We start from the raw sequence: 20781 nt of genomic DNA, 5'->3' as shown, positions 1-20781 counted from the left end.
TCCGCACCGGGGACGCGCTCAGGGCAGCGTCTTCCCGGTGCGCGCCAGGGACGTCGCCGCCCTCTCCAGCTCCTCGGCTGCCCGGTCGATGCGCTGAGCGGTGCGGGCGACCTCACGGCCCAGGCGCTGGGCCTCGATGAAGACCCTGATGCCGAGGACGCCGAGGACGGCGATACCGAGGAAACCGAGGGCGACGGCGAGCATGGGCCAGAACATGCGAGGAGCCTACGCGGTGGTGTGCAGGCGCAGCGTGCGCACGCCGCCGCCGGTCAGCAGCTCGACGATGCGCTCCCCGGCCGGCTTGCGGACGGCCGCGCCGCACTCGGGACAGGTGAACGAGTAGAAGGTGGTCCGGCGGCTGCCGCCGATCGCCAGACGCAGCGCTCCCGCGGACAGCTCGAAGCGCGCCCGGCAGTCGGGGCAGGCCGCCTTGAACAGCACGGGCCCGACGGCGGCGGGGATCTGGGGGATCACCGTCATGGAATGCGCACTCCTTCGTCCCGTCCGGCGTCCTCGCCGTCGTAGGCGGCGAGCGCGTCCTGCGCCGCCGTCCGCGCGCTGGTGGCGAGCTCCGGCGGCGAGACGATGCGCCCGTCGCGGCCCAGGCGCAGCGCGAGCCTGCGCAGGGAAGCGGGGGCCGGGGTGCGCAGCGTGATGCGCAGTCCGCCGTCGGAGAGCTCCTCCGCGCTGTCGTGCGGGTAGTACTCGGCGACCCAGCGTCCGCCGGGGCCGACCTCGACGATCACCTCGGGGTCGTCGGCGGAGGGCTGCACCAGGCCTTCGGAGAGGTCGCGCAGTTCGATCTCGGGCGGGGCGGCCGGGGCGTCGAGCAGCCGGATCTCCGCGACCCGGTCGAGGCGGAAGGTGCGGCGCGCCTCGGAGAGCCGGCACCAGGCCTCCATGTAGGTGTGGCCGACGGCGAAGAGGCGGATGGGGTCGACCTCGCGCTCGGTGAGCTCGTCGCGCGCGGGTGAGTAGTAGCGCAGCCAAAGACGGCGGCGCTCGGAGATGGCCCGGTCGACGTCGGCGAAGACACCGCCCTCGGACTCGAAGGTCACCGACAGCCGGGAGCTGGCTCCGGCTGCCTCGCCCGCGGCGGCCTCCAGCTTCGCCGTGGCCCGCAGCAGAGCCTCCCGGTCGCTTTCGCGGAGGCCAGGAAGGGTCGCGACGGCCCTGGCCGCCACCAGCAGCGCCGTCGCCTCGTCGGCGGCGAGACGCAGCGGCTCGGCGGTGGACTCACCGGAGGCGTCCGGGTTGCGCCACCAGATGCGCTCGCCGTCGGTGTCGATGTCCAGCAGGTCGCCGCCGCGGAAGCTGGTCCCGCACATGGGCAGCACGTCGAGGTCGGAGATGAGCTCGTCCTCGGTGATGCCGAAGGCGCGGGCGACGTCCGCGATACGCGCGCCGGGGCGCTCGCGCAGATACGTCACCAGCGACAGCATGCGCCGGGTCTGGTCGATGGCGTTGGCGGCCATGGTCCGCATCTCCCTCAGCCCTTGGCCACGGCGCGCAGCCGGTCCACCACGTCGGCCCGCAGGTCCGCGGGCTCCAGCACGACGACGTCCGGGCCGAACTCGACGAGCCAGGCGTCCAGTCCGTGCCCGTACGGAATCTCCAACTCGTCCCAGCCGCCGCCCAGTTCCCGTACGGCCGTGGCACGTGAACGCAGCGGGTAGCCGCAGCCAGAGCGCAGCCGGATCAGGGCGGAGCGGGTCGCGGTCTCCCCCGCCCAGCTCTCGACGGTCTCCCGCACGGTGACGACGTCGGGCACCGGAACCGTGAACGAGCCCGCGCGCGAGCGGACCTTGCCGGTGATACGGGACAGCCGGAAGACGCGCTCCGCCCCGCGCCCGCGGTCGTATCCGGCCAGGTACCAGTGGCCGCGCCAGCATTCGAGCGCCCAGGGCTCGACATGGCGCTGCTCGGGGTGCGCGGAGTTCGCCTTGCGGTAGTCGAAGACGACGGGGCGGCGGTCGCGGCAGGCCAGCATGAGCGGCTCGAAGGCGGACTCGTGGACGGGGATGCGGGGTTCGAGGGCGCTGTGGTGCGCCTCGTAGGCGTCCTCGGTCTCGGGCATGCCGGCGGCGCGCAGCTTCTGCAGGGCGCCGCTGGCGGCGCCGGCGAGGCGGGCCTGCTGCCACACCTTGGCGGCCAGGCCCAGGGCGGCGGCCTCTTCGGCGTCGAGGGTGATCGGCGGGAGACGGTTGCTGTCGCGGCGGGCGAGGTAGCCGATGTCGCCGTCGAGGGACTCCACCGTCTCGATGACCAGGCCGAGTTCGCGCAGATCGTCCTTGTCGCGCTCGAACATCCGGTTGAAGGAGTCGTCGGAGCCGGCCTCCAGGTACGCCTCGATGGACCCGCGCAGCTCGCGCTTGCTGAGCGGGCGCCGGGTCCCGAGCAGACACAGCGCGAGATTCATCAGCCGCTCGGCCTTGGCAATGGCCATCGACGCCCTTCACCTCTTTTCTCGAAGTCCCTTACGCCCGTCGACCGTACCGCCCCGGGGTGTCGGGACAAAAGCGAGGGCCCGTGCCTGGGCCCCCGACTGCGTCTGGGGGAGGCACGGGCCCTCGTCACGCTGTGCAGCGCTGCGCGACACTCCGTCAGGCGGAGACCAGGTCGCAGACGAAGATCAGCGTCTCGCCGGGGGCGATACGGCCGCCACCGGCGCCGCGGTCGCCGTAGGCCAGGTGCGCGGGGATGGTCAGCTGGCGCCGGCCACCGACCTTCATGCCCTGCACGCCCTTGTCCCAGCCCTGGATGACCTGGCCGGCGCCGAGCTGGAACTGCAGCGGGGTGCCGCGGTTCCACGAGGCGTCGAACTCCTCGCCCGTGGAGAAGGCCACGCCCACGTAGTGGACGGAGACGGTGTCGCCCGCCTTGGCCTCCGGGCCGTCGCCCTCCCAGATGTCCTTGATCTCAAGGTCGGCCGGCGGCTCGCCGCCCGGGAAGTCGATCTCGGGCTTCTCGATGCTCACGGATGTCGCTCCTTGCGTTCTTTCGTGCGAGTCAACCGGGACAGTCTTACAGAACAGCCAGGATGTCGACGGAGAAGACCAGCGTGGACTTGGCGGGGATGTTCTGCTGCGCCTGGTCGCCGTAGGCCATGTCCGGGGGCACGACGAGCAGGACACGGCTGCCCGCCTTCTTGCCCTCCAGACCCTTCTGCCAGCCCGGAATCACCTGTGCCAGCGGGAAGTTGACCGGCGCGCCGCCCTGGGCGTAGCTGCTGTCGAACTCCTTGCCGCCCTTCCACAGAACGCCCTTGTACTGCACAGCCAGCGTGTCGCTCGCCTTCACCGCCGGGCCGGTGCCCTCGATGATGTAGTTCGACACGAGCTTGGTCGGCGCGTCCTTCTCGGGCACCGTGATGGACGGCGCCTTGCCGTCGGTGTTGGTGCCGACCTTCGGCAGGTCGATGTTGTCCTGGGCGACCTCGCTGCCCTTGGCGGTGCTCGGCAGGGTGGTGCCCTTGACGATGTCCATCACGAAGACCAGCGTGGCGTTGGCCGGGATCTCCCCCTGACCCTGCGCGCCGTAGCCGAGCTCCGGCGGGATGGCGACCTCGAGCCGGCTGCCGACCTTCTGGCCGTCCAGCGCCTTCTGCCAGCCCTCGATGACACCGCCGCCACCGATCGTGACCGCGAACGGCTCACCGCGGTCGAAGCTGTTGTCGAACGGCTTGTCGCCGTCCCACAGCTGGCCGAGGTAGTCGACCTTGGCCAGGTCGCCCTTCTTCAGGGCCGGACCGTCGCCCTCGCTGATGACGTTGACCTTGAGGTCCTTGGGCGGCTTACCCTCGCCCTTGGCCAGGGTCGGCTTCTCACCGAACTTCTTGCCCGCGGTGATCGTGGGCAGCCCGTTCGTCATCGAGACGGCAGAGTTGGAAGCGGAAGCGGAATCGGAGTCCTTGTCTTCGCTGCCGCAGGCCGCTGTCGACAACAGCAGCAGGGGCACGACGAGAAGGCCGGCAAGTCGGCGCACGTGTTCCTCAGATCTCTTACGGCTCAGTAGTTGCGGACACTCTAGGGCGTGTCAAGGGCCCCGCACGAGAAACGTACGGGGCCCGAGTGACGTTCCGACTCTTCGTGCTACCGCGTGCTACATGCCGGCGATGAGCTTCTCCACGCGGTCGTCGACCGAGCGGAACGGGTCTTTGCAGAGCACGGTCCGCTGCGCCTGGTCGTTGAGCTTGAGGTGCACCCAGTCGACGGTGAAGTCCCGCCGCTGCTCCTGCGCACGGCGGATGAAATCGCCGCGCAGTCGTGCCCTGGTGGTCTGCGGGGGCACCGATTTGCCCTCGAAGATCTTCAGGTCGTTGCAGATCCGGGCGGCCTGGCCCTTGCGCTCCAGGAGGTAGTACAGCCCGCGCCTGCGGTGGATGTCGTGGTACGCGAGGTCTATCTGAGCGACCCGCGGATGCGACATGGTCATGTTGTGCTTGGCGCGGTAGCGCTCCAGGAGCTTGTACTTCATGACCCAGTCGATCTCGGTGCCGATGCGGTCGAGGTCCTCGGTCTCGATGGCGTCCAGCGTGCGGCCCCACAGTTCGAGGACCTGGGCGACCGTGCCCGTGCGGATGCCCCGGCGGTCGACGAAGTCGACGGCCTTCTCGTAGTACTCGCGCTGGACCTCGAGGGCGGAGGCCTCGCGGCCGGAGGCCAGGCGCACCTTGCGCTGGCCGGTGATGTCGTGGCTGACCTCGCGGATGGCCCGGATCGGGTTCTCCAGGGTGAGGTCGCGCATGACGGTGCCCGCCTCGATCATGCGGAGCACGAGGTCGGTGGCGCCGACCTTGAGGAGCATGGTCGTCTCGGACATGTTCGAGTCGCCGACGATGACATGGAGGCGGCGGTAGCGCTCGGCGTCCGCGTGCGGTTCGTCGCGGGTGTTGATGATCGGCCGGGAGCGGGTGGTGGCGGAGCTGACGCCCTCCCAGATGTGCTCGGCGCGCTGGCTGACGCAGTAGACCGCGCCGCGCGGCGTCTGCAGCACTTTGCCCGCGCCGCAGAGCAGCTGCCTCGTCACGAGGAAGGGAATGAGGATGTCGGCGAGCCGGGAGAACTCACCGTGCCGGGCGACGAGATAGTTCTCGTGGCAGCCGTAGGAGTTTCCCGCCGAGTCGGTGTTGTTCTTGAAGAGATAGACGTCGCCCGCGATTCCCTCCTCGTGCAGGCGGCGTTCGGCGTCGACGAGCAGGCCTTCCAGAATGCGCTCGCCGGCCTTGTCGTGCGTGACCAGTTCGGTCACGTTGTCGCATTCCGGCGTTGCATATTCCGGATGCGAGCCCACGTCGAGGTACAGGCGGGCGCCGTTCCGCAGAAAGACATTGCTGCTGCGGCCCCATGACACGACACGGCGGAAGAGGTAGCGCGCCACTTCGTCAGGTGACAGTCGGCGCTGTCCCCTGAACGTGCACGTGACGCCGTACTCGTTCTCCAGCCCGAAAATGCGGCGGTCCATGTCTGAACATTACGCCTCACGGCCTGAGCTGAAACCGGGTTGGACGGCCCCGTTTCGATCATTTTCCGATGAGTCCGGGTCCGGGCCCGCAATGTCGCCGGTACGGCCGGCGACCGCGAGCACGCGCTGAGTGGCCGTCAGAACGAGCAGGGCGGCGAATCCCGCGGCGCCGGCCACGGCGAAGCTCCACGCGGTGCCGCCGATCTCGACGGCGGGGCCGGCGACGGCGGTGCCGACGGCCGCGCCGACTCCGAAGGTGGTCACCAGCCAGGAGAACGCCTCGGTGACCGTGCCGCGCGGGGCGTGCCGGTCGACGACGATGAACGCGCAGGCGATGGCGGGTGCGAGGAAGACGCCGGCGAGCGCGGACAGCGCGGTCATCGCGACGACACCGGGGGTGAGCACCAGCGGCAGGTAGCCGAGGGCGAGCAGTGCGACGATGGCGCGCAGCCTGGTCTCGGGCGCTCCCGCCCACTGCCGTGCGCCATACACGGTGCCGCCGACGAGTGCGCCCAGACCGAGGGCGGCCATCAGCCAGCCGTAGACCGCCTCGCGGCCGTGGTCGTCGGCGTAGGCGACGCCGGCGACGGTGATGGATCCGAGTGCGAGCCCCACGAAGAAGAACGCGCCCAGCAGGGCGAGGAGCCCCGGAGAGCGCAGGGCGCCGAGCCAGTGGGCCTCCCGGGGTGCCGAGCGCCAGGCGCGGGAGGGCTGGGACATGACGACGGACAGGGCGCCGATGACGCCTATCGCGTTGATGACGAGGAGCGCGGCGGCGGGCGACCAGACAGAGACGAGGAGGGTGACCAGCAGGGGGCCGACGGTGAACATGATCTCCTGCGCGACCGCGTCCATGGCGTACGCGCGGTGGACGCGGTCCTCCTGGCCCAGCACGCTCGGCCACAGGGCGCGCAACCCGCCTTCCAGCGGCGGGGTGAACAGGCCCGCGACGGTCACCGCGGCGTACGCGAGAGGCAGCGAGCCCGTTCCGGCGACGGCCAGCAGCAGCATGCCGAGCGCCGAGACGACGGCGGCGGGGAACTGGACCTTCGGCTGTCCGTACAGATCGACGGCGCGGCCGAGCAGGGGCTGTCCCACGGCGGTCGCGAGTCCGTACACGGCGGCGAGGGCGCCGGCGAGGGTGTAGCTGCCGCCTTCCGCACGGGTGAACAGGACGATCGCGATGTGCGCGGTGGCGCTGGGCAGCCGGCCCACCAGAGTGCCGCTCAGCAGCCGTGCGGCATGCGGCGCTCTGAGGATGTCTGCGTATCCGGCGGCCATCCGGCAACCCCTCTCCCCCGGACCCGCCGAGGTTTTACGTATAACGTGGTCCTCCATACGTACCATGTCGACAGTCCGCGGGTCCACCGAGCCGCCGCCCCGGGCGTTGTCGACAAGCAGACAGGCGCGGCCGAGGACGGCACGGCATGGCACACCAGACCCCCGCGGGCCGTCCCATCCCGGCGGAAGCGGGCTCCACCCGCCCCACCAGCAAGGACGTCGCCCGTGTGGCCGGGGTCTCGCAGGCCACGGTCTCCCTCGTCCTGGGCGACAAATGGCGCGGTCGTGTCTCCGAGCGCACTGCCGCATCGGTGCGCGACGCCGCCCGGGAGATCGGCTACCGGCCCAACCTCGCTGCCCGCAATCTGCGTCTCGGGCGCACCAGGACGGCCCTGCTCGTCGTGCCGGCTCTCACGAACGAGTTCTTCGCCCGCGTCTACACCGGCGCGGCCAGCGTCGCCGCCAGCCACGGCTTCGGCGTCGTCCTCTACCCGTCGCCCGAGGGCATCGGTCCCGCGAAGGACCCCTTCGCCTCCGCCCGCGCCGCTCTCGACGGCGTCATCGCCTCCTCGATGGCCTCCGGGACGCTCGCCGCGATCCGCGGCAGCGACCTGCCGCTCGTGATGCTGGACAGCGACCCGGCGGACACCGGTGTCGCCGCCCACGTCAACCTGGACATCGCCGACGGCATGCGGCAGGTGACGGACCATCTGCTAGGGCTCGGGCACCGCCGCTTCGTCCACCTCGCCTCCGCCGTCGCCTCCTGGACCTTCGACGTACGCGCCCGGGCGCTGCACTCGGCGCTGGCGGGGGTCCCGGACGCGGAGCTGACCACGGTTCCCGCCCCGCTCGACGTGGCGTCCGGCCGTGCGGCGGCCGAGCGGGCGCTCACCGCGTCCGGCCCGCGGCCGACCGCGCTGATCTGCGACGACGACATCCTGGCCGCGGGCGCCTGCAAGGCCGTGCGGCGGCTCGGGCTGCGCGTCCCCGAGGACGTCTCGGTCACCGGCTTCGACGACCTCGCCCTGGCCACCGCCGTCGAACCGGAACTCACCACGGTGCGCCTCCCCGCCGAGCGGATCGGCGAACGGGGCATGTCGGCGCTGCTCGCGGTGCTGGACAACCGGTCCCCCGCGCAGGACGTCCTTCCCGTGGAACTGGCCGTTCGGGGCTCCACGGCTCCCGTTCCGGACGGGTTGCCGACGGACCGGCACATGGCCGGAAACCGACGCCCGCCCGCCTGACCGATTCGCTCCCGCCGTCCTTGAGGCGCCGCGACGGGCCGTGGAACGATCGCGATCATGACCAGCGCGGCACAGCACCCGATCGACGCGACGCTCATCGGCGGAGTACGAGCCCCGGGCTCGGTGCGTCCCGCGCCCGGCGGGCGCCTCGCGGTCCGCCACGACGACCGTTTGGAGCTGCACGACCGCACGGCGTTCCTCGCGGGCGACTCGTCGCTGCTGCACTCGGTGGCACTGCCGCGGCAGGCACGGGCCACTCCCCTGCACGACGGCACGGTCGTCGTGGCCGAGAGCGCCCGGCTCCGTGCGCTCGGCGCCGACGGCCGGAACCGCTGGACGCTCTCCCATCCCGTTCGGCACCACCGCCGACGCGACCCACAGCCGCCGGGCGCCCCCGTGGCGAGCCCCGATGGACGCCTGGTGTGTGCCGTGGTGCCGACGCTCCATCCCGGCGCGGAGGAGCGGTGCCGGCTGCGCGACACACTGCTCCTGCTGGACGCCGTGACCGGTGACGTCAACGCGGAGCGCCCGATCGGCTCCGTCGCCTCCGACATGAGCGGCGCGTGGCACCCCGACGGCCATGTGATGGCGCTGTCGTGCTGGACGCCCTGTGCGAGCTGGACGACCTGGTGGGTCGAACCGCGGCACGACGGGCTGCACATCCGTGGCGGCGTGGGCATGCATGAGGTGGTCGGCTTCCTGCCCGGCGCCGACCGGGCCGTGACCCTGCGCCGCGCCGAGCACATCGCGGTCAAGGACGACCGGGACGAGCTCGGCCTGCACAACGCCACGAGCGACGAGCAGACCGCGCTGCTCGACCTCTCGGCTCTGGTCCCCGATCCCGGGAACGACGAGGTCGCCATGGCCTGCCTGCTCGACCCGGCTCATGTCCTGGTCACCGGCCGGGTCTTCCTCCGCGGCAGACCGCCCGCCACCCGGCACTGGCTGTGCGACGCCCGGTCACTGACCCCGCTCGGCCGGCTGCGCTATCCCCGCCCCGTCGGGACGGAGGTCACCGCGCTCGGCGACGGCACCTGGCTGACCCGCCACGGCGAGGACCTGCACCACTGGGCACTGCCCAGGGCCTGAGCCCACGGGTGGGCCGCACACAACCGTGCCAGGCGGCATCGCCCCCCGCGCACAGCAGTGCCCCGGACCGCACGGGCGGTTCGGGGCACTGGCGTCGGGGGCGGGGCGGGCTACTCCTCGCCCTCCTCCGTCTCCTCGATGTCCGAAGGGGCGTCCGTGGGTGCCGTGGCGGCCTCCTCGGCCTCCAGCAGCCGCGACAGCTGCCGGCCGACGATCCGCTTGAACTTCCGCGCCTGCGGCCTCGTACGGTCCAGGACGGCGACCTCCAGGCGCTCGGCCGGGATCTCACGGTCGGTGCCGTTGGCCTGGCTGGACAGGGCCTGCACCGCGAGCTTCAGCGCCTCGGCCAGTGACATCCCGTCGCGGTGGCGCTGGTCGAGGAAGCTGCTGATCTGCTCCGCGTTGCCGCCGACCGCGACCGAGCCGTGCTCGTCCACGATCGAGCCGTCGTGCGGAAGGCGGTAGATCTGGTCACCCTCCGGGGACGCACCGACCTCTGCGACGACCAGTTCCACCTCGTACGGCTTCTCACCGGCGCTGGAGAAGATGGTGCCCAGCGTCTGCGCGTAGACGTTGGCCAGGCCGCGGGCCGTCACGTCGTCGCGGTCGTAGGTGTATCCGCGCAAGTCCGCGTAGCGAACGCCGCCGATGCGGAGGTTCTCGTACTCGTTGTACTTGCCGGCCGCGGCGAAGCCGATTCGGTCGTAGATCTCACTGAACTTGTGCAGCGCACGGGACGGGTTCTCGCCGACGAAGACGATGCCGTCGGCGTACTGCATCACGACGAGGCTGCGACCACGGGCAATGCCCTTGCGGGCGTACTCCGCACGGTCGGCCATGGCCTGCTGGGGTGAGACGTAGAACGGCGTCGACACCGGCTATCCGTCCCTTTCTGTCAAAGGCAAGTACATGTGTCAGAGCAGCGCGGCGCGCGGGCCGTCCGGGTGGGCGAGGCGGCCTTCGAGGATCGAACGGGCGATCTCGGAGGTCTCCGCCTCGGTGAGCCTGCGGAAACCCTCGTCCGTGATGACCGTGACGATCGGGTAGATCCGCCGGGCCACGTCCGGGCCGCCGGTCGCCGAGTCGTCGTCGGCGGCGTCGTACAGCGCCTGGACGACCAGCGTGGTGGCCTGCTGCTCGGTCTGGTCCTCGCGGTAGAGCTTCTTCATGGCACCGCGCGCGAAGATCGAGCCGGAGCCGGTGGCCGCGTATCCCTGTTCCTCGGAACGGCCGCCCGTGACGTCGTAGGAGAAGATGCGGCCCTTGTCGCGGTCGATGTCGTAACCCGCGAAGAGCGGCACGACGGCGAGGCCCTGCATGGCCATGCCGAGGTTGCTGCGGATCATCGTGGAGAGGCGGTTCGCCTTGCCCTCGAGGGAGAGCTGGACGCCCTCCACCTTCTCGAAGTGCTCCAGCTCCAGCTGGAACAGCTTGACCATCTCCACGGCGAGACCCGCGGTGCCGGCGATGCCCACGGCCGAGTACTCGTCGGCCGGGAAGACCTTCTGCATGTCGCGCTGCGCGATCATGTTGCCCATCGTGGCGCGGCGGTCACCGGCGAGCACGACGCCGCCGGAAAACGTCGTCGCGACGATGGTCGTGCCGTGCGGCGCCTCGAAAGCTCCCTGCACGGGCGGCAGTGAGCGGTTGCCGGGGAGCAGGTCCGGTGAGTGCTCGCCCAGGAAGTCCATGAAGGACGAGGAGCCCGGCGTCAGGAAGGCTGCCGGCAGACGCCCGGTGCTACGAGGGTTGGCTTCCACGCGTTTCCTTCCGGGTAGGCGGCGGCCCGCCTCTTCGCGCGCGGGCCGATCTTTCGAACTGTGCACGGACCTTACCCGCGCCGTGGCCGGTCATCCGTCCCGGTCCCCCCGGCTTTCACCGGCGGGACCGGGACGGACAACGGCAGCTACTGGCCGCCCTTTTGCACGAAGGACCGCACGAAGTCCTCCGCGTTCTCCTCGAGGACGTCGTCGATCTCGTCCAGTACGGAGTCGACGTCGTCCGACAGCTTCTCCTGGCGCTCCTTGAGGTCTTCGGCCGCCTGCGCTTCCTGCGCCTGCTCCTCGACCTCCTCCGTGGAACGCGTGGCCTTCTGCTGCCCGCCGCCGGTGTCCTTGGTCGCCATGTCCCTCACCCCGCTCGGTTTGCCCTGACGTGAGTTCGTTCGGTCAAGATCAGACCCTACAAGCCGGGTCCGACATCGGCCCCGTACTTTCGCTCAACGTCCGGGGACCACCTCGATGATTCCCGGACGGGAGGCCTTTCAGCCGCGGATCAGCTCCCGGACAGTACGCGGACCAGCTCTTCGGCCGTGCGGCACCGGTCCAGGAGCTCCTTGACATGGTTACGCGTCCCGCGCAGAGGTTCCAGCGTGGGCACTCGTTGCAGAGAGTCACGGCCGGGCAGGTCGAAGATGACCGAGTCCCAGGACGCCGCGGCCACGTCGTCCGCGTACTGCTCCAGGCAGCGGCCGCGGAAATAGGCCCTGGTGTCTTCTGGAGGGCTCGCCTCGGCCCGTTCGACCGCCTGCTCGTCCAGGAGGCGCTTCATCTTCCCCCGGGCCGCCAGGCGGTTGTACAGGCCCTTGTCGGGACGGACGTCCGCGTACTGCAGGTCCACGAGGTGCAGGCGGGGCGCGTCCCAGTCCACGCCGTCACGGCGCCGGTAGCCCTCCATGAGCTCCCGCTTGGCGATCCAGTCCAGCTCGCCGGACAGGCTCATGGGGTCGTTCTCCAGGCGGTTGAGCGTGTCCTCCCAGCGGGTGAGGACGTCCTTGGTCTGCTCGTCGGCGTCGGCGCCGAAACGCTCCTCGACGTACTTGCGGGCGAGCTCGAAGTACTCCATCTGCAACTGGACTGCGGTGAGCGTCCGGCCGCTACGCAGAGTGACCAGATGCTGGAGGCTTGGGTCGTGCGAGACCTGGTGCAGTGTGCGTACGGGCTGCTCGACCGCGAGGTCGACCGCGATGAACCCGTCCTCGATCATCGACAGGACCAGGGCCGTGGTGCCCAGCTTGAGGTAGGTGGAGATCTCCGACAGGTTCGCGTCGCCGATGATCACATGGAGCCGGCGGTACTTCTCGGCGTCGGAGTGCGGTTCGTCGCGTGTGTTGATGATCGGTCGCTTGAGGGTGGTCTCAAGGCCGACCTCGACCTCGAAATAGTCCGCGCGCTGGCTGATCTGGAACCCGTGCTCATGGCCGTCCTGGCCGATTCCCACCCGGCCCGCGCCCGTGACGACCTGCCGGGAGACGAAGAAGGGCGTCAGATGGCGCACGATGTCCGAGAACGGGGTCTCCCGCTTCATCAGGTAGTTCTCGTGCGTGCCGTAGGACGCGCCCTTGTTGTCGGTGTTGTTCTTGTACAGGTGGATCGGCTGCGCGCCGGGCAGCTGGGCCGCCCGCTCGGCGGCCTCGGCCATGATCCGTTCACCGGCCTTGTCCCAGAGCACGGCGTCGCGCGGGTTGGTGACCTCGGGCGAGCTGTACTCGGGGTGAGCATGGTCGACGTAGAGCCGGGCGCCGTTGGTGAGGATCACGTTGGCCAGACCGATGTCCTCGTCGGTGAGCTGGCTGGAGTCGGCGGCCTCGCGGGCGAGGTCGAAGCCGCGGGCGTCCCGCAGCGGATTCTCCTCCTCGAAGTCCCAGCGGGCGCGGCGCGCCCGGTGCATCGCCGCCGCGTACGCATTGACGATCTGGGACGAGGTGAGCATGGCATTGGCGTTCGGGTGGCCCGGGACGGAGATGCCGTACTCCGTCTCGATGCCCATTACTCGCCGTACGGTCATGCGGCCCTCCTTGCCCGGCGGCGCTCCCCGCTGGGAGCGGCGCTCAGATACCGCTGGCTCTCCGGTGCGCGTGCGGTGCCCGTCCCCGCACTCCGCAATGCGGCGATACCGACGAGCCTAGAACGCCGCTGCGTGGGTGGGGAGATCAATTTCGTCATTGCTCCGGTGTGGCGTCACCTGTCCGGAAAGCATCGGGCTGCGGATGCCGCCCCCCTGCTGTCGCGTGGGGACCGTGGCATCCGCAGCCGGTGCGCCTGCTTACAGGTACTGACCGGTGTTCGCCACCGTGTCGATGGACCGGCCGGTGTCGGCGCCCTGCTTTCCGGTGACAAGGGTGCGGATGAAGACGATCCGCTCGCCCTTCTTTCCGGAGATCCGGGCCCAGTCGTCCGGGTTGGTGGTGTTGGGCAGGTCCTCGTTCTCCTTGAACTCGTCCACGCAAGCCTGGAGGAGGTGGGAGACGCGGATGCCCTTCTGGTTGTGGTCGAGGAAGGCCTTGATGGCCATCTTCTTGGCCCGGTCGACGATGTTCTGGATCATCGCGCCGGAGTTGAAGTCCTTGAAGTAGAGGACTTCCTTGTCGCCGTTGGCGTACGTGACCTCGAGGAAGCGGTTCTCCTCGGACTCCGCGTACATCTGCTCCACGACCGACTGGATCATGGCGTGTGCCGCGGCCTCCTTCGATCCGCTGTGCTCGCCGAGGTCGTCGGCGTGCAGCGGGAGCGAGGGGGTGAGGTACTTGGCGAAGATGTCCTTGGCGGCCTCCGCGTCCGGACGCTCGATCTTGATCTTGACGTCGAGCCGGCCGGGCCGCAGGATCGCGGGGTCGATCATGTCCTCACGGTTGGAGGCGCCGATGACGATGACGTTCTCCAGCCCCTCCACACCGTCGATCTCGGCGAGCAGCTGCGGGACGATGGTGTTCTCCACGTCCGAGCTGACACCCGAGCCACGGGTGCGGAAGAGGGACTCCATCTCGTCGAAGAAGACGATGACGGGCGTGCCCTCACCCGCCTTCTCCCGGGCACGCTGGAAGACGAGACGGATGTGCCGCTCGGTCTCACCCACGTACTTGTTGAGGAGCTCGGGGCCCTTGATGTTGAGGAAGTAGCTCTTCCCCGCGGGCTGCCCGGTCACCTCGGCAACCTTCTTGGCAAGGGAGTTGGCGACGGCCTTGGCGATGAGCGTCTTGCCGCAGCCTGGCGGGCCGTAGAGCAGGATGCCCTTCGGCGGCCGCAGTTCGTGCTCCTTGAAGAGGTCGGGGTAGAGGTACGGCAGCTCGACCGCGTCGCGGATCATCTCGATCTGGTTGCCCAGTCCGCCGATCTTGGTGTAATCGACGTCCGGGACCTCTTCGAGGACGAGATCCTCGACCTCGCTCTTCGGGATCACTTCGTAGACGTAGCCGGAGCGCGGCTCGAGCAGCAGCGCGTCCCCTGCCCGGATGGTGATGTCCAGCAGTGAGTCCGCGAGCCGCACCACCCGTTCCTCGTCGGTGTGCCCGATCACCAGGGCACGCTCGCCGTCCTCGAGGATCTCCTTGAGGGTGACGATGTCCCCGGCACGCTCGAACTCCATGGCCTCGACCACATTGAGCGCCTCGTTGAGCATGACCTCCTGGCCGCGCCGGAGCTCGTCGAGCTCGACGCTGGGGCTCACGTTCACCCGGAGCTTGCGGCCCCCGGTGAAGATGTCACACGTGCCGTCCTCGTTCGCCTGCAGGAAGACACCGAAGCCGGCCGGCGGCTGCGCAAGCCGGTCGACCTCCTCCTTGAGGGCCACGATCTGGTCGCGGGCCTCACGGAGCGTGTTGGCGAGCCGCTCGTTCTGTGCGGACACGCCGGCCAGGTTGGTCTGCAGCTCGACGATCCGCTCTTCGAGAATCCTCGTATGGCGCGGAGAGTCGGCGAGCTTGCGGCGCAGGACGGCGATTTCCTGCTCGAGATAGGCAACCTGGCCGGCTGGGTCTTCAGACCCCCGCCCCGGCCGGATGCCGCGGTTGATGTCGTCGTCGTGGGCTGCCACGGTCCTCACCTCCTCCAAGGGGAGCTGGACGCTTCCTGACCCTACCTGTGTGGGTGGTGATTGAAACCCCTAGATCACAAAGACGGAAGGGGTGTGTCCGATCTTCACCCTTGCGCTCTCCCTCGTGCCAGGGGAATACCCAGCAGATACCCACCCCGCAACATCGAAAAGCGGTCGGTTGTATCGTCGAAGCGTTCAACACCCGTCAGGGCTGGCGCGACTTGCTTCACTTGCAGCGCCCGACGAAGGAAACGGCAGGAGATATGACCGTGCAGCACGAGGTTCCCACCGCAGGTGCCGCAGATGCGCTCGAGGTCTGGATCGACCAGGACCTCTGCACCGGCGACGGAATCTGTGCGCAGTACGCTCCCGAGGTCTTCGAGCTCGACATCGACGGGCTGGCCTATGTGAAGTCCGCGGACGACGAACTGCTCCAGGCCCCGGGCGCCACAACGCCCGTTCCGCTGCCGCTGCTGACCGACGTGGTGGATTCGGCCAAGGAGTGCCCGGGCGATTGCATCCACGTACGTCGGGTTTCGGACAGGGTAGAGGTCTACGGCCCCGACGCGCAGTGAGCGGTCACCTACTGCGCGCTGCGGAATGAACAGTCACATACCGCGCGCTTCCGGCAGGGCCGCGCGCACGAACTTCCCGCCCCGCCAGCGCCATTCGACCCTCTCCTGCTCATCGGGGCAGCAGCTGGGCACCTGCGGCGACGAGTAGCCGAGCAGGGTGGCGGTGATCGCACCGTCACGCACGGCGAGCGCGCCGGCGCTCAGTTTCTCTGCGGGCTGAACGAGGGTCGCCACGACGCGTGCCGCGGTGCCGCGGCCCGCCGCGAGGACGTACACACCGCTCGGCGGAGTTCCCGACCCGGCGTCGCACCGGGCGGCGACGACCGTTTCCGGACTGCCGTCGCCGTCGAGGTCGCCCGTGGCCCGCTTGGTGACGACACTGCCGACGGCGCCGCATTCCAGAGGCAACGGGACGCCGGCCGGGTCGGGTGCGGGCACGGGCGCCGCGGCCGTCGCCGTTCGTGGCTCCGAACCCTTCTGGGACGCCGTCGCGGCGTCGGGCTGGACGAAGCCGGCGGCCGCCACGACCGCGGCCATCGCCGTCGCGGTGGCCAGCCAGTGCACCGGGCGGGCGTGGGTGTGCGCGAGGTCCGGAACGGCTGCGGAGTTCTGCACGCGGGGAGTCTCCTCCGAAGGCCAGTGCTGGTGGGGGTGGCCAGCATCGTGCCATACGTCACACGGGACCGGAACAGCGGGGTCCGTAAGCCTCGGGTAAAGAAAGGACGGCCCGACGCCGGGTCAGGAAGACAACGCCGCCGCCCAGTTCCGTGCGGGGCACGGGAACTCGGCGGCGGCGGCGGTGCGTTGTACGGGCGGCAGCCCGGACGCACCCGGACGCAGTCGCCGGACGGAGTCGGGCGCGCGGCGTCGCGGGCGTCAGCCCTTGTTGGGTCCCTCGTAGTCCTCGCCGTAGGCGCCCTTGGCGGGGCGGCGACGGCGCATCGGGGGCTCCACGCCGTCGGCGAGACGGCGGGCGGTGACGAGGAAGCCGGTGTGACCGATCATCCGGTGGTCAGGACGTACGGCCAGTCCCTCGACGTGCCAGTTCCGGATCATCGACTCCCAGGGCTGCGGTTCGGCGAAGCAGCCGATCTCCCGGATGGATTCGACGGTGCGCGCGAGCTGGGTGGTCGTCGCGACGTAGCAGCACAGGATGCCGCCGGGGACGAGCGCCTTGGAGACGGCCTCCAGGCACTCCCAGGGAGCGAGCATGTCCAGGATGACGCGGTCGACGTCGGAGTCGGTCAGGTTGTCCTGGAGGTCGCCGACGGTGAGCTGCCAGGCGGGGTGCGGGCCGCCGAAGTAGCGCTCCACGTTGGCCTGCGCGATCTCGGCGAAGTCCGCGCGGCGCTCGTAGGAGTGGAGCATGCCGTGGTCGCCGATGGCGCGCAGGAGGAAGCTGCTCAGCGAGCCCGAGCCGACGCCGGCCTCCACGACGCGTGCGCCGGGGAAGATGTCGGCGAAGGCCAGGATCTGCCCCGCGTCCTTGGGGTAGACCACGGCGGCGCCGCGGGGCATGGACAGGACGTAGTCGGGGAGCAGGGGGCGCAGCGCGAGGTAGGCGACGTTTCCCGTGGTACGGACAACACTGCCCTCGGGAGCGCCGATCAGCTCGTCGTGGGGGAAGGAACCCTTGTGGGTGTGGAAGTTCTTCCCGGCCTCGAGCGTGAACGTGTAGTGGCGTCCCTTGGGGTCGGTGAGCTGGACCTGGTCCCCGACCTTGAAGGGCCCGCGACGGCGGGCGGCACCGGTCGGTTCGGACATGTGACCAGCCTACCGGGCCCGGGCCACGCCCCGGACCACGCCCCGGCCGGGGGGCGGGCGATGACCGTCGGGTCCGCCGGCCCGTCGCGATCACGCCCCGAGGCGGGAAGTGGGTCGTGCCGACTGCGGGCGGGGGCGACGGAGTCCGGCGGATGTCCGGATCAGAGACGGGCGCCCACGGGCCGGGGCGTGCCCGTGCCGACGGTGGGCGCCGTCGACAGGGTGACCTGCGGGGTCGGTTTCGCAACGAACACGCCCCGGCCCAGGAGGGCCTGCGGAAGCGTCGTCCGCGCCACCGACCGGGCCCACCGCGTGGCGAGTGAGCCGAAGGGGCGCGGGTGTCGGAATGGGAGTGGGAGCACCACCCAGCGGTAGTGGGGGGCGCGGAGGTCCTGAGGAACGAAGGTCGGGCACGATCGACCGTCGCACACGCTGAAAGCGCCCCGGTGGGTCTCCCCCCAGCAAAGCCAGGGGGAGAACAATGCCCTAAGAGGATGACGGCCGCGCCATCGCCGCGACAAACGCACGTTCGACGTCGGCCGTGGACAGGACGCCGTAGATCTCGCCGGTCTCCTCCAGGACCAGGTACTCCGTCGCGGGCGCGGCACGGAGCCTGTCGAGCAGGGCCTCCCCGGCGAGCTCGGCGGGGACCTTCATGTCCTCGGTCAGCTCCTGCGCCAGGGTGCTCACCGCGACCCAGGGGCGGCGGTGCTCCGGGACGCCGACGATGGCCGCCTCGCGGACCAGCGCCGTGGGCTCGCCGTGGCCGTCGACGACGACGAGGGCGCGGGCCCCGGCCTCGTTCGCGCGGCGCAGGGCCTCCGAGAGCGGGGTGTCGGTCTCGACGGGGACGGCGCGGCGGGTGAGTGCGCGCGCCGCGAGCTCGGGCAGGTGCTCGCGGAGCCGGGCCATGCGCAGGCTGTTGCCGGCGCCGGTCCAGATGATGGCCGCGAGGATCGCCGCGAGCAGCGCGTCGGTGACGGTCTCCATGCCGCCGATGTCCTCGGTCGCGTTGCCGAGGGCCCCGGTGTGGGTGAGCAGCGGAAGGCCGATGAGGACGGCGACGGCGAGCGCGCGGCCGACCCAGGCTGCGGCGATGGTGCCGGTCATGGGCTTGCCGCTGATCTTCCAGACGACGGCACGCAGCATGCGGCCGCCGTCGAGGGGCAGTCCGGGCAGCAGGTTGAACGCGGCGACGATCAGGTTGGAGACCATCAGTCCGGCGAGCAGCACTCCGGGCACGGTGCCGGGCTCGACGGCCGTCATGCCCAGGTAGAACAGACCGGCCAGGACGAGGGAGAGCAGCGGGCCGACGAAGGCGAGGACGAACTCCCGGCCGGGTGTCTCGGTCTCCTTCTCGATCTCGGAGACGCCGCCGAAGAACTGGAGCTGGATGCGCCGCACCGGCAGTTTGAAGCGGAGCGCGGCGAGAGTGTGGGCGAGCTCATGGACGAGGACGGAGGCGTAGAACGCGACGGCGAAGAACAGCGACACCAGGTAGCGGGCACCGCCCAGTTCGGGCAGGACGCGGTCGAGTTGGCCGCCGAAGACCCAGGTGATCAGGGCCGCGACGACGAACCAGCTGGGGGCGACGTAGACGGGCACACCGAAGGGGCGGCCCATGAGAATCCCGCCGCCCGGTTCTCCCCGGCCGCGCTTCCTGCCGCCGTCCGGCGCGCCCTTGCCCGCATCCGACCGCGGCCGCTCGCGCTCGCCGCTCGTGTCGTCCTCGTTCACGGGGTCCCTTCGTCGCCAAGGCTCTTCGCAGAGGTCTCGCTCGCTCGATCATGCACGGGCGAGCTCCTGTCGTCGATGGTATGCCGCTCGCTGTCAGTGGCGGGCCGTAGGGTCTGAGCCATGAGTACGAGCCAGCAGCCCGTCACGCCCGTCGTCGGGGTGCCCGCCGCTGCCCCGGAGCCGCGGTCCGCCCCGGAAGCGGACGGCGTGGCGACCGCCGCCGTGGAGCCGAGGCCGGCCGCGGAGCCGACGTCCCTGTCGCCCTCCCGGGCAAGTGACTTCATGCAGTGCCCCCTGCTGTACCGGTTCCGGGTGATCGACAGACTGCCCGAGAAGCCGAGCGAGGCGGCGACCCGCGGCACGCTGGTGCATGCGGTGCTGGAGCGGCTCTTCGACGATCCGGCCATCCGGCGCACGGCGCCGCGGGCCAAGGCGATGATTCCCGGCCAGTGGACCAGGCTGCTGGAGACCAGGCCGGAGTTGGGCGAGCTGTTCGCCGAGGACGTCGGCGGTGAGCGGCTGGCGCGCTGGCTCGGTGAGGCGGAGCAGCTGGTGGAGCGGTGGTTCTCGCTGGAGGATCCGACCCGGCTCGAGCCCGCCGAGCGTGAGATGTTCGTGGAGACGGAGCTGGAGTCGGGGCTGCGGCTGCGCGGAGTGATCGACCGGGTGGACATCGCGCCGACGGGCGAGGTGCGCATCGTCGACTACAAGACGGGCAAGGCGCCCCGCCCGGAGTACAGCGAAGGCGCGCTGTTCCAGATGAAGTTCTACGCGCTGGTGATCTGGCGGCTGAAGAACGTGCTCCCCCGCCGCCTCCAGCTGGTGTACCTCGGCAGCGGCGACGTGCTGACGTACGACCCGGTGATGGACGACCTGGCGCGGATGGAGCGCAAGCTGCTCGCCCTGTGGGACGCGATCCGGCAGGCGACGCGGTCCGGTGACTGGCGGCCGCGGCCGACCAAGCTGTGCGGCTGGTGCGACCACCAGGCGTTCTGTCCCGAGTTCGGCGGCACTCCCCCGGTTTATCCGCTGAGCGTTTCCCCGGGCGCGTCGGTCGAGGATGGTCAGGGCAGAATGGGCCCGGTCTAAAGAAGGAGTACCCGTGGCGATCCGCGTCCTACTGGTCGACGACCAACCGCTGCTGCGCACCGGTTTCCGGATGATTCTCGAGGCGGAGCAGGACATCGCGGTGGTGGGTGAGGCCGGGGACGGCCTCCAGGCCCTCGATCAGGTGCGGGCGCTGCAGCCCGATGTGGTGCTGATGGACATCCGGATGCCCCGGATGGACGGTGTCGAGGCGACCCGGCAGATCACCGGCCCGGGGCGGGACGGCCCGGCGAAGGTGCTGGTGCTGACGACCTTCGACCTCGACGAGTACGTGGTGGAGGCGCTGCGCGCCGGTGCCAGCGGCTTCCTGCTGAAGGACGCCCCGGCCAATGAGCTGGTGCAGGCGATCCGGGTGGTCGCGGCGGGCGAGGCGATGCTGGCCCCGAGCATCACCCGAAGGCTCCTCGACAAGTACGCCGATCACCTCCCCTCCGGGGACGAGCCCGTTCCGGACACGCTCAACAGCCTGACCGATCGCGAGGTCGAGGTGCTCAAGCTGGTCGCGCGCGGCCTGTCGAACGCGGAGATCGCCGCTGATCTCTTCGTCAGCGAGACGACCGTGAAGACGCATGTCGGCCATGTGCTCACCAAGTTGGGCCTGCGCGACCGCGTCCAGGCCGCGGTGTACGCGTACGAGAGCGGTCTGGTGCGCCCCGGCGCCCAGTGAGTGCGTACAGCTGACCTCATGGGGACGGCCGGTGTCCGGCGGC

At 70.3% G+C, this 20781-nt stretch carries 21 protein-coding genes; 5 read left to right on the top strand and 16 right to left on the bottom strand.

Translation table 11 applies throughout. From position 1 onward, the window contains the following. Positions 1 to 18: 18 nt before the first annotated feature. From J7E88_RS19775 to J7E88_RS19740, 8 genes are all read right to left on the bottom strand, one after another. Entirely contained in the window at positions 19 to 216 is a 198-nt protein-coding gene (locus J7E88_RS19775; RefSeq protein WP_215182895.1) for a hypothetical protein, read from the bottom strand. Between the two features lie 9 nt (positions 217 to 225). Beyond that, positions 226 to 480, bottom strand: coding sequence for a CpXC domain-containing protein (locus tag J7E88_RS19770; protein WP_215182893.1), 255 nt, complete (start codon positions 478 to 480; stop codon positions 226 to 228). After that, entirely contained in the window at positions 477 to 1475 is a 999-nt protein-coding gene (locus J7E88_RS19765; protein WP_215182891.1) for a YafY family protein, read from the bottom strand. Before J7E88_RS19765 ends, J7E88_RS19770 begins: the two co-directional genes overlap by 4 nt. Positions 1476 to 1489: 14 nt before the next feature. Further along, positions 1490 to 2446: a YafY family protein gene (locus tag J7E88_RS19760; protein WP_215182889.1), complete on the bottom strand. Its 957-nt coding sequence runs from the start codon at positions 2444 to 2446 to the stop codon at positions 1490 to 1492. A 157-nt stretch (positions 2447 to 2603) separates the two neighbouring features. Further along, positions 2604 to 2978, bottom strand: coding sequence for an FKBP-type peptidyl-prolyl cis-trans isomerase (locus tag J7E88_RS19755; protein ID WP_215182888.1), 375 nt, complete (start codon positions 2976 to 2978; stop codon positions 2604 to 2606). A gap of 46 nt (positions 2979 to 3024) precedes the next feature. Then, a complete protein-coding gene (locus J7E88_RS19750; RefSeq protein WP_215182886.1) occupies positions 3025 to 3984 on the bottom strand; it encodes an FKBP-type peptidyl-prolyl cis-trans isomerase in 960 nt (319 codons plus the stop codon). 117 nt (positions 3985 to 4101) lie between these two features. After that, complete coding sequence (gene pafA / locus J7E88_RS19745; protein WP_215182884.1) at positions 4102 to 5463, bottom strand: Pup--protein ligase; 1362 nt, start codon at positions 5461 to 5463, stop codon at positions 4102 to 4104. A 9-nt stretch (positions 5464 to 5472) separates the two neighbouring features. Beyond that, complete coding sequence (locus J7E88_RS19740; RefSeq protein WP_215182882.1) at positions 5473 to 6744, bottom strand: MFS transporter; 1272 nt, start codon at positions 6742 to 6744, stop codon at positions 5473 to 5475. A 146-nt stretch (positions 6745 to 6890) separates the two neighbouring features. On the opposite strand from J7E88_RS19740, the gene J7E88_RS19735 reads away from it, so the two are divergent. Next, entirely contained in the window at positions 6891 to 7988 is a 1098-nt protein-coding gene (locus J7E88_RS19735; protein WP_215182880.1) for a LacI family DNA-binding transcriptional regulator, read from the top strand. A gap of 57 nt (positions 7989 to 8045) precedes the next feature. Continuing rightward, positions 8046 to 9077 carry a hypothetical protein gene (locus J7E88_RS19730; protein ID WP_215182878.1) on the top strand — a complete coding sequence of 344 codons (1032 nt, stop codon included), beginning with the start codon at positions 8046 to 8048 and terminating at the stop codon, positions 9075 to 9077. 110 nt (positions 9078 to 9187) lie between these two features. Here J7E88_RS19730 and prcA read toward each other — a convergent pair whose 3' ends face one another. The 5 genes from prcA to arc form a co-directional block, all read right to left on the bottom strand. Continuing rightward, complete coding sequence (gene prcA / locus J7E88_RS19725) at positions 9188 to 9952, bottom strand: proteasome subunit alpha (RefSeq protein WP_215182876.1); 765 nt, start codon at positions 9950 to 9952, stop codon at positions 9188 to 9190. Positions 9953 to 9991: 39 nt separating this feature from the next. Then, on the bottom strand, positions 9992 to 10837 hold the full coding sequence (gene prcB, locus J7E88_RS19720) for a proteasome subunit beta (RefSeq protein WP_215182874.1): 846 nt from the start codon (positions 10835 to 10837) through the stop codon (positions 9992 to 9994). A 146-nt stretch (positions 10838 to 10983) separates the two neighbouring features. Continuing rightward, the gene (locus tag J7E88_RS19715) at positions 10984 to 11202 is read right to left on the bottom strand and encodes a ubiquitin-like protein Pup (protein WP_100106333.1); all 219 of its coding nucleotides are present in this window, start codon (positions 11200 to 11202) and stop codon (positions 10984 to 10986) included. A 149-nt stretch (positions 11203 to 11351) separates the two neighbouring features. After that, positions 11352 to 12863: a depupylase/deamidase Dop gene (gene dop / locus J7E88_RS19710; RefSeq protein WP_374196300.1), complete on the bottom strand. Its 1512-nt coding sequence runs from the start codon at positions 12861 to 12863 to the stop codon at positions 11352 to 11354. A 258-nt stretch (positions 12864 to 13121) separates the two neighbouring features. After that, positions 13122 to 14888: a proteasome ATPase gene (arc, locus tag J7E88_RS19705; RefSeq protein ID WP_215182872.1), complete on the bottom strand. Its 1767-nt coding sequence runs from the start codon at positions 14886 to 14888 to the stop codon at positions 13122 to 13124. A gap of 263 nt (positions 14889 to 15151) precedes the next feature. On the opposite strand from arc, the gene J7E88_RS19700 reads away from it, so the two are divergent. Next, positions 15152 to 15463 (top strand): ferredoxin, encoded by a 312-nt coding sequence (locus tag J7E88_RS19700; protein WP_215182870.1) that lies wholly within the window; start codon positions 15152 to 15154, stop codon positions 15461 to 15463. A gap of 33 nt (positions 15464 to 15496) precedes the next feature. Here the strand turns inward: J7E88_RS19700 and J7E88_RS19695 are convergent, their stop codons facing one another. The 3 genes from J7E88_RS19695 to J7E88_RS19685 all read right to left on the bottom strand — a co-directional run bounded on the left by J7E88_RS19695 (position 15497) and on the right by J7E88_RS19685 (position 18964). After that, on the bottom strand, positions 15497 to 16078 hold the full coding sequence (locus tag J7E88_RS19695) for a hypothetical protein (RefSeq protein WP_215182868.1): 582 nt from the start codon (positions 16076 to 16078) through the stop codon (positions 15497 to 15499). Positions 16079 to 16339: 261 nt separating this feature from the next. Then, positions 16340 to 17227, bottom strand: coding sequence for a tRNA (adenine-N1)-methyltransferase (locus J7E88_RS19690; protein WP_215182866.1), 888 nt, complete (start codon positions 17225 to 17227; stop codon positions 16340 to 16342). A 486-nt stretch (positions 17228 to 17713) separates the two neighbouring features. Beyond that, positions 17714 to 18964 carry a site-2 protease family protein gene (locus tag J7E88_RS19685; RefSeq protein ID WP_215182864.1) on the bottom strand — a complete coding sequence of 417 codons (1251 nt, stop codon included), beginning with the start codon at positions 18962 to 18964 and terminating at the stop codon, positions 17714 to 17716. 120 nt (positions 18965 to 19084) lie between these two features. On the opposite strand from J7E88_RS19685, the gene J7E88_RS19680 reads away from it, so the two are divergent. Both J7E88_RS19680 and J7E88_RS19675 read left to right on the top strand, forming a co-directional pair. Then, positions 19085 to 20053 (top strand): RecB family exonuclease, encoded by a 969-nt coding sequence (locus tag J7E88_RS19680; RefSeq protein ID WP_251022909.1) that lies wholly within the window; start codon positions 19085 to 19087, stop codon positions 20051 to 20053. Between the two features lie 13 nt (positions 20054 to 20066). Next, a complete protein-coding gene (locus J7E88_RS19675; RefSeq protein WP_215182861.1) occupies positions 20067 to 20738 on the top strand; it encodes a response regulator transcription factor in 672 nt (223 codons plus the stop codon). Positions 20739 to 20781 lie beyond the last annotated feature (43 nt).

Origin of the sequence: Streptomyces sp. ISL-10 (genome assembly GCF_018614575.1) — a bacterium.
Lineage (GTDB): Bacteria > Actinomycetota > Actinomycetes > Streptomycetales > Streptomycetaceae > Streptomyces.
This window is presented reverse-complemented; position numbering and strand designations above follow the sequence as displayed.